15 protein-coding genes are annotated in these 14,713 nt (G+C 73.1%); 8 read left to right on the top strand and 7 right to left on the bottom strand.

Annotation, left to right across the window (positions count from 1 at the left end; all coding sequences use genetic code 11):
* Positions 1 to 50 precede the first annotated feature (50 nt).
* From AB0K65_RS12760 to AB0K65_RS12745, 4 genes are all read right to left on the bottom strand, one after another.
* Positions 51 to 242 (bottom strand): hypothetical protein, encoded by a 192-nt coding sequence (locus AB0K65_RS12760; RefSeq protein ID WP_365715828.1) that lies wholly within the window; start codon positions 240 to 242, stop codon positions 51 to 53.
* A gap of 110 nt (positions 243 to 352) precedes the next feature.
* Complete coding sequence (locus AB0K65_RS12755) at positions 353 to 1,243, bottom strand: SDR family oxidoreductase (protein WP_365715827.1); 891 nt, start codon at positions 1,241 to 1,243, stop codon at positions 353 to 355.
* Positions 1,240 to 2,139, bottom strand: a complete 900-nt coding sequence (locus AB0K65_RS12750; protein WP_365715826.1) for an alpha/beta hydrolase — start codon at positions 2,137 to 2,139, stop codon at positions 1,240 to 1,242. The genes AB0K65_RS12755 and AB0K65_RS12750 overlap by 4 nt, the downstream gene beginning before the upstream one ends.
* Positions 2,136 to 3,656, bottom strand: coding sequence for an NAD(P)/FAD-dependent oxidoreductase (locus AB0K65_RS12745; protein WP_365715825.1), 1,521 nt, complete (start codon positions 3,654 to 3,656; stop codon positions 2,136 to 2,138). The genes AB0K65_RS12750 and AB0K65_RS12745 overlap by 4 nt, the downstream gene beginning before the upstream one ends.
* A 165-nt stretch (positions 3,657 to 3,821) precedes the next feature.
* Between AB0K65_RS12745 and AB0K65_RS12740 the strand changes: the two genes are divergently transcribed.
* From AB0K65_RS12740 to AB0K65_RS12720, 5 genes are all read left to right on the top strand, one after another.
* Positions 3,822 to 4,499 (top strand): MerR family transcriptional regulator, encoded by a 678-nt coding sequence (locus AB0K65_RS12740; RefSeq protein WP_365715957.1) that lies wholly within the window; start codon positions 3,822 to 3,824, stop codon positions 4,497 to 4,499.
* Between the two features lie 397 nt (positions 4,500 to 4,896).
* A complete protein-coding gene (locus AB0K65_RS12735; protein ID WP_365715824.1) occupies positions 4,897 to 5,505 on the top strand; it encodes a hypothetical protein in 609 nt (202 codons plus the stop codon).
* Positions 5,506 to 5,519: 14 nt separating this feature from the next.
* Complete coding sequence (locus tag AB0K65_RS12730; RefSeq protein ID WP_365715823.1) at positions 5,520 to 6,854, top strand: peptidoglycan-binding protein; 1,335 nt, start codon at positions 5,520 to 5,522, stop codon at positions 6,852 to 6,854.
* Complete coding sequence (locus AB0K65_RS12725) at positions 6,851 to 7,561, top strand: ABC transporter ATP-binding protein (protein ID WP_365715822.1); 711 nt, start codon at positions 6,851 to 6,853, stop codon at positions 7,559 to 7,561. The genes AB0K65_RS12730 and AB0K65_RS12725 overlap by 4 nt, the downstream gene beginning before the upstream one ends.
* A gap of 119 nt (positions 7,562 to 7,680) precedes the next feature.
* Positions 7,681 to 8,862 (top strand): ABC transporter permease, encoded by a 1,182-nt coding sequence (locus AB0K65_RS12720; RefSeq protein ID WP_365715956.1) that lies wholly within the window; start codon positions 7,681 to 7,683, stop codon positions 8,860 to 8,862.
* 109 nt (positions 8,863 to 8,971) lie between these two features.
* Here AB0K65_RS12720 and AB0K65_RS12715 read toward each other — a convergent pair whose 3' ends face one another.
* A complete protein-coding gene (locus AB0K65_RS12715) occupies positions 8,972 to 9,331 on the bottom strand; it encodes an SH3 domain-containing protein (protein WP_365715821.1) in 360 nt (119 codons plus the stop codon).
* A gap of 393 nt (positions 9,332 to 9,724) precedes the next feature.
* On the opposite strand from AB0K65_RS12715, the gene AB0K65_RS12710 reads away from it, so the two are divergent.
* Positions 9,725 to 11,491 (top strand): ATP-binding protein, encoded by a 1,767-nt coding sequence (locus tag AB0K65_RS12710; RefSeq protein ID WP_365715820.1) that lies wholly within the window; start codon positions 9,725 to 9,727, stop codon positions 11,489 to 11,491.
* On the opposite strand, the gene AB0K65_RS12705 is transcribed toward AB0K65_RS12710, so the two are convergent.
* Together AB0K65_RS12705 and AB0K65_RS12700 are read right to left on the bottom strand one after the other, a co-directional pair.
* Positions 11,391 to 12,083: a response regulator transcription factor gene (locus AB0K65_RS12705; protein ID WP_365715819.1), complete on the bottom strand. Its 693-nt coding sequence runs from the start codon at positions 12,081 to 12,083 to the stop codon at positions 11,391 to 11,393. The two genes, AB0K65_RS12710 and AB0K65_RS12705, sit on opposite strands and share 101 nt — an antisense overlap.
* A gap of 117 nt (positions 12,084 to 12,200) precedes the next feature.
* Positions 12,201 to 12,998: an exodeoxyribonuclease III gene (locus tag AB0K65_RS12700; protein ID WP_365715817.1), complete on the bottom strand. Its 798-nt coding sequence runs from the start codon at positions 12,996 to 12,998 to the stop codon at positions 12,201 to 12,203.
* A 50-nt stretch (positions 12,999 to 13,048) separates the two neighbouring features.
* On the opposite strand from AB0K65_RS12700, the gene AB0K65_RS12695 reads away from it, so the two are divergent.
* Entirely contained in the window at positions 13,049 to 13,528 is a 480-nt protein-coding gene (locus AB0K65_RS12695) for a GNAT family N-acetyltransferase (protein ID WP_365715816.1), read from the top strand.
* A 160-nt stretch (positions 13,529 to 13,688) separates the two neighbouring features.
* Complete coding sequence (locus AB0K65_RS12690) at positions 13,689 to 14,687, top strand: peptidase (protein WP_365715815.1); 999 nt, start codon at positions 13,689 to 13,691, stop codon at positions 14,685 to 14,687.
* Positions 14,688 to 14,713 lie beyond the last annotated feature (26 nt).

Here is a 14,713-nt window from a genome sequence, read left to right as displayed (position 1 = left end):
GCGCGGAAGGCGCACCCGGCGTCCCGGGTGCGCCTTCCGACGGACCGACGTCAGACGACGTCGCGCTCCTGCTCGCGGCGGTCGCGGTCCACCTGCTGGGACCGGCGGATCTCCTCCTCGGAGCGGCCGCTCTTGGCACGCGACGCCCGCTCGGACGCCTCGTCCTTCGCGTTCGTCATCTTCTGCTTCGCCTGCTGGGCCGTCTGCTGCGCCCGGTCCTTGAACTGTTCTGCCTTGCCCATGAAGGTTCACTCCAGGTGGGGTGTGAGGGGGAGGAGGCTTGTGCCCCCTGTTCCTCGACCAGCGTGACACGACAGAACACTCCGCGCATTTCGATCAATACCCTCCGCAACTACCCCTGGCGTGTACCCTCCGCCCGGGCCTGCTCGTCGGCCGCCCCTCCCGCGCCCACCAGGCCCTTGGAGACACCGGCGAGACGCGGCTCGAAGCGCCTCATCTCGCGCTGTCCTACCGTGGCGATGATCCCCGGCAGGTAGCCGCGGACCGACTGCATCCCGCGCAGCCACCACTGGGCGTACACGTGGGGCGAACGGCGCTCGATGCCGGCCACGATCCGGTCGACGGCCGGGCCGAGCGGGTAGGTCCGGTTCGAGGGCCAGGGCAGCCGCTGCCGCAGCTCCTTCATCACGTCGTCCCGGTCCGCGCCCCGGACCATGTCCGTGTCGGTCCAGGAGAGGTAGCCGACGCCGACCTTGACGCCCTTGTAGCCGACCTCGGCGCGCAGGCTGTGCGCGAAGGCCTCCACGCCCGACTTGGAGGCGCAGTACGCCGTCATCATCGGGGCCGGGGTGATGGCGGCGAGCGAGGCGATCTGCAGGAAGTAGCCGCGGGACTCCATGAGTGCGGGCAGGAACGCGCGGCCGGTCACCGCCCCGCCGATCAGGTTGACCTCGATGACCCGCCGCCACGCGACCGGGTCGGAGTCCGCGAACGGCCCGCCCGCCGCGACACCCGCGTTGGCGACGACGATGTCGACCTTGCCGAAGCGCTCCTTGACCTCGCCCGCGACCCGGGCCATCGCCTCGTGGTCGGTGACGTCGGCGTGCCACCAGTCGGCCTCGGTGTGGAGCCGGCCGGCGACCTCCTTCAGCTCCTCGGGCTCCAGGCCGACGAGCGCGATCCGCGCGCCGCGCGCGGACAGCTTGCGGGCGAGGAGTTCGCCGACGCCCCGGGCCGCTCCGGTGACGACCGCCACCTGTCCTTCCAGGCTCACCCTGCTCACACGTCCTCCTTCAGCCGGACATCGGTGACATACGTGGTGACGAGTTCCCGGATCCGCCCGGTGACGGCCTCCGGCGCCTCGACGGGTGTCATGTGGCCCACCCCGGCGAGTTCGACGACTCCCACGCACCGGGGCAGCGCCTGAGCCATGGCGCGCGAGTGGACGGGCGGGGTGAGCCGGTCCGCGGTGCCGTAGAGCACGGCCACGGGCAGGTCCAGGCCCCGCACCCCCTCGTCGAGGTCGAGTTCCCCGAGCACGTGCGACCAGGCCACCCGGGCCGGCCGGGGACAGGCGTGCACGATCCGCGCACAGGCGTCGACCCGCTCGGGCGCCGAACCGGGGCCCATGGTGGCGTACTTCAGGATCCTCTTCGACACCGGCGTGACCGGCCCGAGCGGCGCTCTCGCGCCGAGGATCGTCCGGGTGAGCCGGGTCCGCAGTCCGCCCGCCCTCAGCGGGAGGACGAGGGACTCGGCCGTCAGCCGCGAGGGCCCGGTGGAGCAGAGCAGGGCGGCGGCCGCGTGGTCCCGGAAACGGGGCCGGCGGGCGGCGGCCATCAGGGTCATGCCGCCCATGGAGTGCCCGGCCAGGACGGCCTTCCGGCCGGGCACCAGGGTGGCGGCCAGGACGGCTTCGAGGTCGTCGGCGAGGGCGTCCGTCGAGTATCCGGAGGGGCCGACGACCGGGGTGCGGCCGTGGCCTCGCTGGTCGTAGGCGATGACCCGGTGGTCGGCGGACAGGTCCCGTATCTGCTCCGCCCAGAAGGCGATCGAACAGGTCCAGCCGTGGGCCAGGACCACGGCGGGGGCGTCCTCGGGCCCGGAGACCTCGATGTGGAGGCGGGAGCCGTCGGCGGAGACGGCGGTCAGCTCCCGGGGGTGCGCGGGCCGGCTCACGTGGCGGTCTCCTTCTTCCGGGCGGCGGGCAGCGGCCGCGCGTCGGGGGCGGGGCGCAGCACCTCGTACTCCCCGAGGTCGACCCGGCGCGTCTCGCGCCGGAACTCGCTCGTGGTGCCCGGCCAGAGCGTGGTGTTGCGGCCGTTGGCGTCGAGGTACCAGCTGTTGCAGCCGCCCGCCTTCCACACGGTCCGCTCCATCCGGACCTGCACCTTGTGGTTCCAGGCGTCGACGGCGGACGGCCGGGCGGCGAGGGCGGCGCGCCCGCCGAGGACGTTCAGCTGGCGCAGGTAGTCGGCCATGTAGTTCAGCTGGGACTCGATCATCAGGATCATGGAGGAGTTCCCGAGGCCCGTGTTGGGGCCGATGATCGTCATCCAGTTGGGGAAGCCGGCGGCGGTGGCGCCGCGCAGCGACTCCATCCCGTCCTTCCATGACTCGGCGAGCGTGATCCCGTCGGCGCCGACGACCCGCTCGGCGATCGGCATGTCCGTGACGTGGAATCCGGTACCGAAGATGATGACGTCGACCTCGGTCTCGGTGCCGTCGGCCGCCACGACGGTCGAACCGCGGACCTCGCGGAGCCCGGAGGCGACGACGTCGACGTTGGGGCGGGCGAGGGCCGGGTAGTACTCGCTGGACAGCAGGATGCGCTTGCAGCCGATGCGGTACGACGGGGTCAGCTTGGCGCGCAGCGCCGGGTCCTTGATGGCCCGGGCCATGTTGGCCTTGGCGAGCGACTCGACCAGGCCGAGTTCGTTCGGGCGCTTGGTGAAGGCGCTGACCTGGAGTTCGCGGATGCCCCAGAGGAGGCCCCGGCGGGCGGTCCCGGTGGCGGGGAACGCGCGGTGCAGCCAGCGTTCCGCGCCGGTGATGGGGCGGTCCATGCGCGGCATCACCCACGGGGGCGTGCGCTGGAAGAGGGTCAGCCTGCCGACCGTGGGCTGGATGGCGGGCACGATCTGGATGGCGGAGGCGCCGGTGCCGATCATGGCGACGCGCTTGCCGGCGAGGTCGTGGTCGTGGTCCCAGCGGGCGGAGTGGAAGACCTTGCCGGGGAACTCCGCGAGCCCGGGGATCTCGGGGATCTTGGGGTCGGAGAGCGGCCCGGTGGCGGAGACGACGACGTCGGCGGTGAAGGATCCCCGGCTGGTCTCGATCTCCCAGCGCAGCTCGTCGGTGTCCCAGCGCATGATCCGCACCTCGTGGCCGAGGCGCAGGTGCGGACGGATCCCGAAGGTGTCGGTGACGTGCTCCAGATAGGCCCGGATGTGGCGCTGGCCCGAGAAGGTCCGCGGCCAGTCCGGGTTGGGCGCGAAGGAGAAGGAGTAGAGGTGTGAGGGGACGTCGCAGGCACAGCCGGGGTAGCTGTTGTCCCGCCAGGTGCCGCCGACGGAGTCGGCCCGCTCCAGTACGACGAAGTCCGTGACCCCTTCGCGGCGCAGCCGGACGGCGGCCCCCAGCCCACCGAAACCCGATCCGATCACCGCCACTCGTACATGCTCGTGCTTCGCCATGCCGCCTCCCGTGCGCCCGGCCAAGATTCCGCCAGCAATCACTGGCACGATGGGAGCGTAGAACAGCTCCTTACCGAGCGGTAGGGGTTGGGCGAGGGAAAGTTACCGGGGGTACGACATAGGCTGGCGGGTGTGGCAGAACGATCGGAGCGGACGACGGACCGGATGGCGGACGGGGCGAGGGGCGGCGTGACGGACGGGAAGGGCGTACGCGAGTACCGCATGGAGGAGCTGGCGGCCGCCGCCGGCATCACCGTGCGCACCCTGCGCTTCTACCGTGAGCGCGGCCTGATCTCCCCACCCCGCCGCGAGGGCCGGATCGCCTGGTACGACGACCACCACCTGGCCAAACTCCGCACCATCGCCGCCCTGCTGGAACGCGGGCACACCCTCAACGGCATCGCCGACCTCAACACCGCCTTCGAGAGCGGCAAGCCCGTCGGCGAGGTCCTCGGCCTCGGCGAACCCTCCGAGGAGGAGCCCGTCCGGCTCACTCCCCAGGAACTCGCCGACTACTTCGCCGGCGAGGTCACCGCCGAGAACCTGATGGCCGCCCTCGACCTGGGCTATCTCGCCACCGACGGGGACGCGATCGTCCACATCAGCCGCCGGCTGCTCGACGTCTCGGCGGCCCTGGTGAAGGAGGGCGTCCCCCTGGCCGCGGTGCTGGAGGCGGGCCGGGCGGTCCGCGAGCACGCGGACGCGATGGCGGGCCTCTTCACGGAGCTGCTGCGGACCCACGCCGAGGAGAAGGACATCGAGCGGCTGCGCCCGCTGGCCAAGAGCGTGGTGGAGGCGGAGTTGTCGATGGCGCTCGACCGGCGACTGCGCGAGCGGCCGTGACGGCGACACGGGCCCCACGGGACCGGCCGGACCGGCCGGGCGGCAGGCCCCGTGGGACGGCGACGTGCCGTGAGAAGCGGGTCCCGGCGTGCGCGGGGCTCGGCACGGGACCCGGTGCGGGACCCGGTACGGGGCTCGGCACGGGACCCGGTGCGGGACCCGGTGCGGGACCCGGTACGGGGCTCGGCACGGGGCCCGGTGCGGGGCCCGGTGCGGGACCCGGTGCGGGCCGCGAGGCGGTCACCGGCGCGCGGCTTGGCGTGCACGGCGCCAAGGACACCGGTGCGGACCGCATGATCGGCTGACAGGTTCTTCAAAGGTTCTTCATCGTCTCCGCCCTACCGTCGGGCTGCCCGCCGCGTCCGCGGACGGGCCCCAGACGAGAGCGGGAGAACCGATGAGGACGAACCGGGTACTGCTGGCCGCGGCGGCCTCGGTCATGGCGTTCGCGCTGACCGGCTGCGGCAGCGACGACGGCGGCCCGAAGGTCCCGACGGCCGGCGGAGGCGGCTCGTCCGCCGAGGCCGGGGCGACGGGCGGCAAGGCGGCCGGGAAGGACCCGCTCGCCCAGTACGTCGAGGGCAAGCGCGCATGGGTGGCGTGCATGCGCGAGAACGGGGTCGAGCTCAACGACCCGGACGAGAAGGGCCAGATCGACTTCGGCGGGGGCAACGCCCTGCGAGGGCTGAAGAAGGACCCGAAGTACGCCGCGGCGACCAAGACGTGCCGGCCCGTCGACCCGCCCATGCCCGAAGGACTCGAAGAACTCGTCAACCCCCGGCCCAAGCTGAGCCCCGAACAGGTCAAGGCCGCGCGCGACTACGCCGCCTGCATGCAGAAGAACGGCGCCCCCGACTACCCGGACCCGGGCCCCGACGGCTACCCGGAGAACAACAACACGGGCATCTCCCCGTGGGACCAGAGCTCGGCCGGCGCACAGCGGGCCATCCGGCTCTGCGCACCGATCAGCGGCGCCCCGACCGACGCGCCCCCGGCCAAGGGCTGACGATGACGGAGACGGTGACGCATACCGATGACGCGCACGGGGCGGCCCTCGCGGCGCCGCCCCCGCGCGGCCGGCGCGGGCGGCGCACGGCGCTGATCGCCTCGGCCGTGGCCGTCGTGGCGGCGGTCGCCGTGGTCGGCGCGCTCGGGCTGGGCGGCGGCGGGGAGCAGGGCCCCGGCGCGCCGCCCCGGTCCGGCTCCGTCGTCCCGGTCACCCGGGCGACGCTGACCGAACGCACCGCGGTGGACGGACAGTTGGGCTACGGCACCGAACTGCCCCTGCCCGTCAAGGCCCAGGGCACCGTGACCTGGCTGCCCGAGGCGGGCGCCACCGTCGAACGCGGCGGCGAACTGCTCCGGGTCGACGACCGGCCGGTGACATTGCTGTACGGCTCGCTGCCGATGTACCGGCCCCTCGGGCTGACCTCCCCGGACGGTCCGGGCACGGACGGCCAGGGGTCCGCCGGTGAGGGCACGGACGGCGGGGACTCGGACGGCGAGGGCTCCGGCGACGGACGCCAGCGGAGCGACGGGAGCGGCACCTCCCCGAACAACGCCTCCGGATCGACGAACACCTCCGGATCACCGGCCACGAAGGGCACCGGGACGGGAGGGAGCACCGGGACGCCCCGCGCGCCGCGCGAGATGCGGGGCATGGACGTCATGCAGTTCGAGACCAATCTGGCCGCGCTGGGCTACACCGGCTTCACGGTGGACGAGAGATTCACCACCGCGACGGCGAACGCCGTCAAGCGCTGGCAGAAGTCGCTCGGCGTGGCCCGGACCGGCACGGTCGGGGTGGGCGACGTCATCTACTCCGCCGGAAAGGTGCGGATCGGGCAGCCGGGTGTCCGGCTCGGCGCGGCGGCCGGGGAGAACACGCTCACCTACACCGGCACGGCCCGCAAGGTGACCGTCCAGGCCTCCGCCGCGGACGCCGGCTGGGCGGTACGCGGCGAGACCGTCACGGTGAAGCTGCCCGACGGCACCCCCGTCAAGGGCGAGGTGGCCGCGATCGGCAGGCAGGCGACCGCCGCGACCCAGGAGGGCACGGGCGCGGGCGGCGGGGAACCGCCAGCGACGATCCCGGTGACCGTCACCCTGAAGGACCAGACGGCCGTCGGGCGGCTGGAGAGCGGCCCGGTGACGGTCGAGTACGTGGGCAAGGAGGTCAAGGACGTGCTGACCGTCCCGGTCGCCGCGCTGGTCGCCCTCGCCGAAGGCGGGCACGGCCTGGAGAGCTCCGAGGGCACCTTCGTCGCCGTGCGGACGGGTCTCTTCGCCGACGGCAGGGTGGAGGTCAGCGGCCCCTCGGTCCGCGAGGGCATGAAGGTGAGGATCCCGGAGTGAGCGGCGGGCCTGCGGCGGTCGTGGAGTTCGACGCGGTCTCCAAGACGTACCCCGGCGGTGTGGCGGCGGTGCGGGACGTGCGGCTGCGCATCGAGAGGGGCGAACTGGTCGCGATCGTCGGCCCGTCGGGCTCGGGCAAGTCGACCGTCCTCAACCTCATGGGCAGCCTCGACCGCCCCTCCTCCGGGCGCGTCCTGGTCGACGGCCATGACGTGGCGCGCCTGTCCGACCGGGAGGTCTCCGCGCTGCGGGCCACCCGGATCGGCTTCGTCTTCCAGCAGTTCCACCTCGCGGTCGGCGTCCCCGTCCTCGACTCGGTCGCGGACGGCCTGCTCTACGCGGGCGTGCCGATGCGCCGCCGCCGCGCCAAGGCGGCGGCAGCCCTCGAACGCGTCGGTCTCAGCCACCGCGTCCACCACCTCCCCCACCAGCTCTCCGGCGGAGAGCGCCAGCGGGTCGCGGTCGCCCGCGCGGTGGTCGGATCGCCGTCGGTCCTGCTGGCGGACGAGCCGACCGGGAACCTCGACTCGGCGTCCGGGGCCGCCGTCCTCACGCTGCTGCGCGAGCTGAACGCCTCCGGGACGACCGTGGTGATCATCACCCATGACCGCGAGATCGCCGCCGAGCTGCCGCGCCGCATCGAGATGCGCGACGGCCGCCTGGTCACCGACTCGGCACGGAGCACGACGATCGGGGCGCCTCGGTGACGGACAGCACGACGAGCGATCGGGGTTCCGGCCCGGAGACCCTCCGGTTCCGCTCCCTGCCGGCCGACGCGCCGGACGCCCCCGCCCGGGCGCCGGAGCCCGCACCCGGGCCCTCTCGGCTGCGCGCCGCACGGCTCGGCCCGGCGGATGTCGTACGGCTCGGCGGCACCGGGCTGCGGACGCGTCCGCTGCGGGTCTTCCTCTCCGCGCTCGGCATCGCCATCGGCGTCGCCGCCATGATCGCGGTGGTCGGCATCTCGGGGTCCGGGCAGGCCGAGGTGGACCGGCGGCTCGACGCCCTGGGAACCAATCTGCTGCGCATCGCCCCCGGCGAGACCGCCGGCGGTGAGAAGGCCAAGCTGCCCCCGAAGTCCGTGGCGATGATCGACCGCGTCCCGCCGGTGCAGCAGGTCGCCGCCACCGGGGCCACCGGGGCCAAGGTCTACCGCAACGAGCGCATCGCCGCGGGCCGCACCGGGTCGCTCGACGTCCTCGCCGCCGGATCCGACCTGCTGCCGGCCGTCGGCGGTCACGTCCGCAAGGGCCGCTGGCTGGACTCCGCGACGGAGAGGTACCCGGCCGTCGTCCTGGGGGCGACCGCCGCCCAGCGGCTCGACCTGTACACCCCCGGCACCCGGGTCTGGCTCGGCGACCGGTGGTTCTCGCTGGTCGGGATCCTCGACCCCGTCCCGCTGGCGCCGGAGCTCGACAGCGCCGCGCTCGTCGGCTGGCCCGCCGCCCGGACCTACCTCCGCTTCGACGGCCATCCGTCGAAGGTGTACGTACGGGCCGAGGACAGCCAGGTCGCGTCGGTCCGCGCGGTGCTCCCGGCCACCGCCAATCCGGCGAGTCCCGGGGAGGTGCAGATCTCCCGGCCCTCCGACGCGCTCGCGGCACGCGAGGCCACCCAGTCCGCGCTGACCGGCCTCCTGCTCGGCCTCGGCGGCGTGGCGCTGCTCGTCGGAGGGGTCGGCGTGGGCAACACCATGGTCATCTCGGTCCTGGAGCGGCGCCCGGAGATCGGCCTGCGCCGGGCGCTGGGCGCCACCCGCGGCCAGATCCGCACGCAGTTCGTGACGGAGTCCCTGCTGCTCTCGCTGATCGGCGGCCTCGCCGGAACGGTGCTGGGGACGCTGATCACGGCCGGGTACGCCCTCAGCCGCGACTGGCCGACGGTCGTCCCCGTGTGGGCGAGCGCCGCGGGCGTCGGTTCGACGCTCGTCATCGGCATGATCGCCGGACTGTATCCGGCGGTCCGGGCGAGCAGGCTGTCGCCGACGGAGGCCCTGGCGGGCACCTGAGCCATGCCGACGCCGGCGGAAAGCGCGCACACGCGTCGGGGGCGGCCTCGGAAGAGACCGCCCCCGACATCCGTCACGGCCCGGGAGTCAGGCCGTCACAGAAGGAGGATCAACAGGCGACGTAGCTGCCGCCGTCGCTCAGCAGGTCGTCACGGATCCAGCCGAACGTGTCGGGCGAGGCGGAGTCGTTGCGGACGTACGTCCACGAGTAGCCGTCGTTGCCCACGGTGTAGCAGTGGTAGTCCAGCTTGCTGGAGCTGTACGCGATGCCGTTGATGCCACAGCCGGTGCTGGAGCCGCTGCGCATGTTGGCGCCGTTCGCCCGGTTGGCGTTCCACGCGCCGCCGTCCGCGTCGGCGGCGCCCGTGCCGCAGGCGGCGTGGGCGGTGGCCGGAGCGGCGGTGACCATCGGAATGGCCAGAGCGGCCATGGCGACGGCGGGAATGACGGCGGCAAATCGACGTTTCATTTCGAACCCCCAGATAGAGTCGTCGGATTTCGCTGCTCTCTCTGTGCCGGCCGGCTCTGAAGTGAGAACAGCCACCGCCCATTCCCCCCCGGGAAGGTGAGCGGTGTGAAAACGATCGCCGTCCGCAATATGTGAAGAAAGCGTTCCGCGTCCGGCTGGCCGGTTTCACTTCTGTTGAGACTGGAACCTTTCCGGTCGAGAATGCGCCGCCATGCCGCGCTTATCGGCCGCATCACAGCAATCCGGCCACCTGCCACCACGGCCGGCGCACGACCGCCGAAACACCCGGTACCTTGGCGAACCGCACCGGAGGAATTCCGTCCGGGGCGGGCCCGCGGAAATACCCGGTGACCGGAAACAGCCCCGATCCACTCGGAACCCGAAGGAGGTGCGGTGAGCTTCAGACTGCGGGCGCTCGCCCTGCTGATGCTCGTCGCGATGGCCGCCACGGCCGCCACGGCGTGGCTGACCCTGCGCCAGGCCAACAGTCAGGTGCGCGACTCCCTCACCGCCGGCCGCCAGGAGGTCGCCCGGATCACCGGCGAGCTCCGCGCCTACGGGTTCGCGCACGGCACCTGGGACGGACTGTCGCCGACGGTGGGCAGACTGGCCGAGGACACCGGACAGCGCGTCCGGGTCGTCACGGAGGCCGATGTCCTGCTCGCCGACTCCGACGCCCTCGCGGGCCGCGCGCCGCGCGCCCTGAGCCGCCAGCCCGCCGTCCTGGTCGACCCCCGCCCCGTCCTGCGGTTCCCCGAGGGCCAGGTGCCGCTGGCCTCGGTGAAGGTGACCGTCGCCGCCATCGCCCGCTACCGGGCCACGGCGGCGGACGCCCGCTGCCTGACCAGGGCAGGGGCGCAGGTGACGGCCCGGCCGGACGAGACGGGCGTGCCCGTGATCAGCGCGGACCGCAGGCCGGCCGTGTGCCCGGAGCCGGCCGGCGCCCCGGACCCGCAGGCCGGCCGGGACCGCGCCGCGGTCACCGCCTGCCGGTCCGAGCAGCGCGTCACCCCCTGCCTCCAGCGGGTCTTCAACGAGCGGACCGCCTCCGCCGCCCCGCCCCGCCTCCAGGTCCGCCTCGGGGTCCTCGACGAATCCCCGCCCACCCTCGCCGCCGCCCCCACCGTCGCCGTCGCCGCCGGAGTCGCCCTGGCCGCGATCCTCGGCGCCCTGCTCCTGAGCCGCGCCGTGCTGCGGCCGGTCCGCGCGCTGACCGTGGCCGCCGGCGAGCTCGGGGAGGGCGACCTGAGGCGGCGGGTGCCCGTCTCCGGCCGGGACGAGATCGCCGCGCTCGGCGTCGCGTTCAACCGCATGGCGGACTCGCTCCAGGCCGCCGAGGAGCGCCAGCGCCGCCTCATCGGCGACATCGCGCACGAGCTGCGCACCCCGCTGGCCAACCTGCGCGGCTATCTGGAGGCGCTCCAGGACGGGGTCGTCGAACCGACCCCCGAGCTGTTCGACTCCCTCCACGAGGAGGCGATGCTCCAGCAGCGGATCGTGGACGACCTCCAGGACCTGGCCCTCGCCGAGGCCGGGGCGCTCACCTACCACCGCGCCGCGACAGACCTGCGCGAGCTGCTCGAGACGGCCGCCACCGCCCACCGGGCCGGGGCCGCCGCCGCCGGGGTGGCGCTGCGTCTGGAGGCCCCGGAGCCGGTGCCGGTGATCGCCGACGCCGACCGGCTGCGGCAGGTCGTCGGCAACCTCGTCGGCAACGCACTACGGGCCACGCCGTCGGGCGGCAGCGTCACGCTGGCGCTGATGCGCCACGGCGACCTGGCGATCGTTCAGGTGCGGGACACCGGCAAGGGGATCCCGGCCGGGGAACTGCCGCACCTCTTCGACCGCTTCTGGCGGGCGGACGCCGCGCGGGGGCGGGCGACCGGCGGCAGCGGTCTGGGACTCTCCATCGCCCGCCAGATCGTCGCCGACCACCAGGGGACGATCGACGTCGAGAGCGCGGTCGGCGTCGGGACGACCTTCACGGTCACCCTCTCCACGGCGGCGGCGCACGGAGGCGCCCCGCGGGGCGGCGCCCGGCCGGACGGCGGGGCCGCGGTCAGGCCGAGCCGTCCCGGAGGCGGTACCCCCGCCCGTACACCGTCTCCAGGCGGCGCGGCCGTCCCGGAGCCTCCTCCAGCTTCCGGCGGAGATTCATGACGTGCGCGTCCACCGTCCGCTCCAGCACGTCGCTGTCGAAGCCGAAGACCCGCTCGATGATCTGCGCGCGGGTGAAGACCCGCCCCGGCTCGCGGGCGAGCGCCTCCAGGATGGAGAACTCCTTCGAGGTCAGCGACACCGGCCGGCCCGCCACCCGCACCTCGAAGCGCGCGGTGTCCAGCTCGACGTCGCCGACCCGCAGCACGGCGGGCTCCGCCGCGCCTGCCTTCCTGGACCGGCGCAGCAGCGCCCGCACACGGGCGGTGAGTTCGCGGGGGCTGTAGGGCTTGGTGAGATAGTCGTCGGCGCCGAGGTCGAGTCCGAGAAGCATGTCCTCCTCGGTGGTGCGCGCGGTCAGGAGCAGAATAGGAACGTCCGATTCTGCTCGAAGAATGCGGCAGACATCGAGCCCGTCGACGAGCGGCAACATCACATCGAGAACGATGAGGTCCGGACGTGTCGTCCGCGCGCGTTCCAGAGCGGCCCGGCCGTCGCCGACGACCTGCACCGTATTTCCTTCTCGCTCCAGGTAAATCCGGATCAGCCGAGACTGCTTCTCGTCGTCTTCGGCGACCAGAATGCGCGCGTTCAACGCTTCTCCCCACCCGTGGCCTGCGTAATTCCAGAACGGTATGACAGGACGGGGCGGCGAGAAAAGCGCCCCGTCCGGAACCGGCCGCGTGCCGGGCGGGCCCGGCCGCGCCACCTCCTAGAGCTCGTAGACCGCCGTCACCGGGGCGTGGTCGCTCCACCGCTCGCCGTGGGTCGCCGCCCGCTCGACCCACGCCTTCACGGCCCGCTCGGCGAGGCGGGGCGTGGCGACCTGGTAGTCGATCCGCCATCCGGAGTCGTTGTCGAAGGCCCGGCCGCGGTACGACCACCAGGAGTACGGGCCCTCCTGGTCGGGATGGAGGGCGCGGACCACGTCGACGTACCCCACCTCGTCGAAGACACGGGTCAGCCAGGCCCGCTCCTCGGGGAGGAAGCCGGCGTTCTTCCGGTTGGCCTTCCAGTTCTTGAGATCGGCCTCGCGGTGGGCGATGTTCCAGTCGCCGCAGACGACGACCTCACGCCCGTCGGCGGCGGCCCGCTCCCGCAGCTCCTTGAGATAGGGCAGGAACTCCCCCATGAAGCGGACCTTCTCGTCCTGCCGCTCGGTGCCGACCTCGCCGGACGGCAGGTAGAGGCTGGCGACGGTGACGCCGGGCAGGTCGGCCTCCAGGTAGCGGCCGCTGGAGTCGAACTCGCTCGACCCGAAGCCGATCCGCACCTGGTCGGGCTCGCGCCGGGTGTAGAGGGAGACGCCCGCCCGTCCCTTGGCGGCGGCCGGGGCGTGCGCGGTGAACCAGCCCTCGGGCGCGCGGACCTCCGCCGGCAGCTGGGACTCCTCGGCCCGGACCTCCTGGAGGCAGACCGCGTCGGCGGCGGTACCGGCCAGCCACTCCACGAAGCCCTTCTTGGCGGCGGCTCTGAGACCATTGACATTGACGGACGTCACAGTGAGCATCCCGGGAGAATACCGACGGGATGGGTCCGCATACATGTACGATACTCCGCATGGATATTCGCCCGACTCCGTATGACCACCCTGACGCGGTCAAACTCAACGACGCCGTTCAGCTGGAGTACGCCGTGCGCTACGGCGACGAGGGCGATGTCACACCGCTGGACGCCCGCATGTTCGCCCCGCCCGCCGGCCTCTACCTCCTCGCGTACGACCCCCTGGGCCGCCCCGTCGCCACGGGCGGCTGGCGGACGCAGGACGAGAACGAGGAGGGGTACTCCGACGGCGACGCCGAGCTGAAGCGCATGTACGTCGTCCCGGAGGCACGGGGCCTCGGCCTCGCGCGGCGGATCCTCGCCGCGCTCGAGGCGGACGCCCGGGCGGCGGGACGGACGCGGATGGTCCTGGAGACCGGCGACATGCAGCCCGAGGCGATCGCGCTCTACCTCTCGAGCGGCTACGAGCCCTGCGCGAAGTTCGGTTACTACCGGGAGTACGAGAGCAGCCGCTGTTTCGCGAAGCCGCTGGTCTGATCCTCGAAGCGCCCCACCCGGCCCCGGGTCCCGTCCGGAGGGGGCGCACATCGATGCATGACGCGGTCCTGACAAACGACGAACCTTCTGGCACGCTGCCTCACGCACGCCGATCCGCACCGTTCTCATCCCCCACCTGCCTCGGCAGAAGGAGACATGCGTGAGACGCCATCGCACACTCGCAGCCGTCCTGCTGTCCGCCGGAACCCTGCTCACCGGCGCCCTGACCACGACGACGGCGCAGGCCGCCCCCGCCCCGGACGCGCTGGCGCCGGCCGCCCGCTCGGTCGGCGTGGCGGAACAGCGGCAGGCGGGCGCCTTCTGGACCCCGGCCCGCATGCGCGCGGCCGTCCCCCTGGACCTGAAGGCCGCCCCGGGCGCCCTGAGGCACGTCGCCGGCGCGGCCTCCCCGACGACGATCGCCCCCACCGCCGGGGCCCCCGGCTCACCGTCCGCCGCCGCCGTGTCGCCCACGGCCTTCCCGCAGGCGGGCGGCCCGTGGACCGGCGGCGGCGCGGTGGTGAAGACCTCGGGACGGGTCTTCTTCACCTTCCAGGGCCGGACGGCCAGCTGCTCCGGCAACGCCGTCACCAGCCAGAACGCCAGCACGGTCATCACGGCCGGCCACTGCGTGAAGTACCAGGGCAGCTGGCACACGAACTGGGTCTTCGTCCCCGCGTACGACAACGGCAGCGCGCCGTACGGCCAGTGGGCGGCGGCCACCACGCTCACGACCCCGCAGTGGGAGGCGAGCGAGGACATCAACTACGACGTGGGCGCGGCCGTCGTGGCCCCGCTCGACGGCCGGAGGCTGACGGCGGTCACCGGCGCCCAGGGCATTCAGTTCAACGGCGGCTACAACAAGCCGATGTACGCCTTCGGCTTCCCGGCCGCCTCGCCCTACGACGGCAGCAAGCTGATCCACTGCTCGGGGAACTCCTCCAAGGACTTCCTCTTCTCGCAGGACCACAGCCTCGGGTGCAACATGACCGGCGGCTCCAGCGGCGGCCCCTGGTTCACCGGCTTCAGCGAGGCCACGGGCACGGGCCTGCAGGTCTCGGTGAACAGCTTCGGGTACACCTTCCTGCCCAACCGCATGTTCGGCCCGTACTTCGGCAATGACGCGAAGGCGCTGTACGACCGGGCCCAGGCTTCCTGACACCGCTCCTGACACCCGCTCAAACG

The sequence above is a fragment of the Streptomyces sp. NPDC053755 genome, assembly GCF_040677675.1.
In the GTDB taxonomy this organism is placed as follows: Bacteria; Actinomycetota; Actinomycetes; order Streptomycetales; family Streptomycetaceae; genus Streptomyces.
This window is presented reverse-complemented; position numbering and strand designations above follow the sequence as displayed.

Coding starts and splice junctions, on each gene's coding strand:
- AB0K65_RS12760 (WP_365715828.1), bottom strand. CDS start 242: ATGGGCAAGGCAGAACAGTTCAAGGACCGGGCGCAGCAGACGGCCCAG.
- AB0K65_RS12745 (WP_365715825.1), bottom strand. CDS start 3,656: ATGGCGAAGCACGAGCATGTACGAGTGGCGGTGATCGGATCGGGTTTC.
- AB0K65_RS12740 (WP_365715957.1), top strand. CDS start 3,822: ATGGCGGACGGGGCGAGGGGCGGCGTGACGGACGGGAAGGGCGTACGC.
- AB0K65_RS12735 (WP_365715824.1), top strand. CDS start 4,897: ATGAGGACGAACCGGGTACTGCTGGCCGCGGCGGCCTCGGTCATGGCG.
- AB0K65_RS12715 (WP_365715821.1), bottom strand. CDS start 9,331: ATGAAACGTCGATTTGCCGCCGTCATTCCCGCCGTCGCCATGGCCGCT.
- AB0K65_RS12700 (WP_365715817.1), bottom strand. CDS start 12,998: ATGCTCACTGTGACGTCCGTCAATGTCAATGGTCTCAGAGCCGCCGCC.
- AB0K65_RS12695 (WP_365715816.1), top strand. CDS start 13,049: ATGGATATTCGCCCGACTCCGTATGACCACCCTGACGCGGTCAAACTC.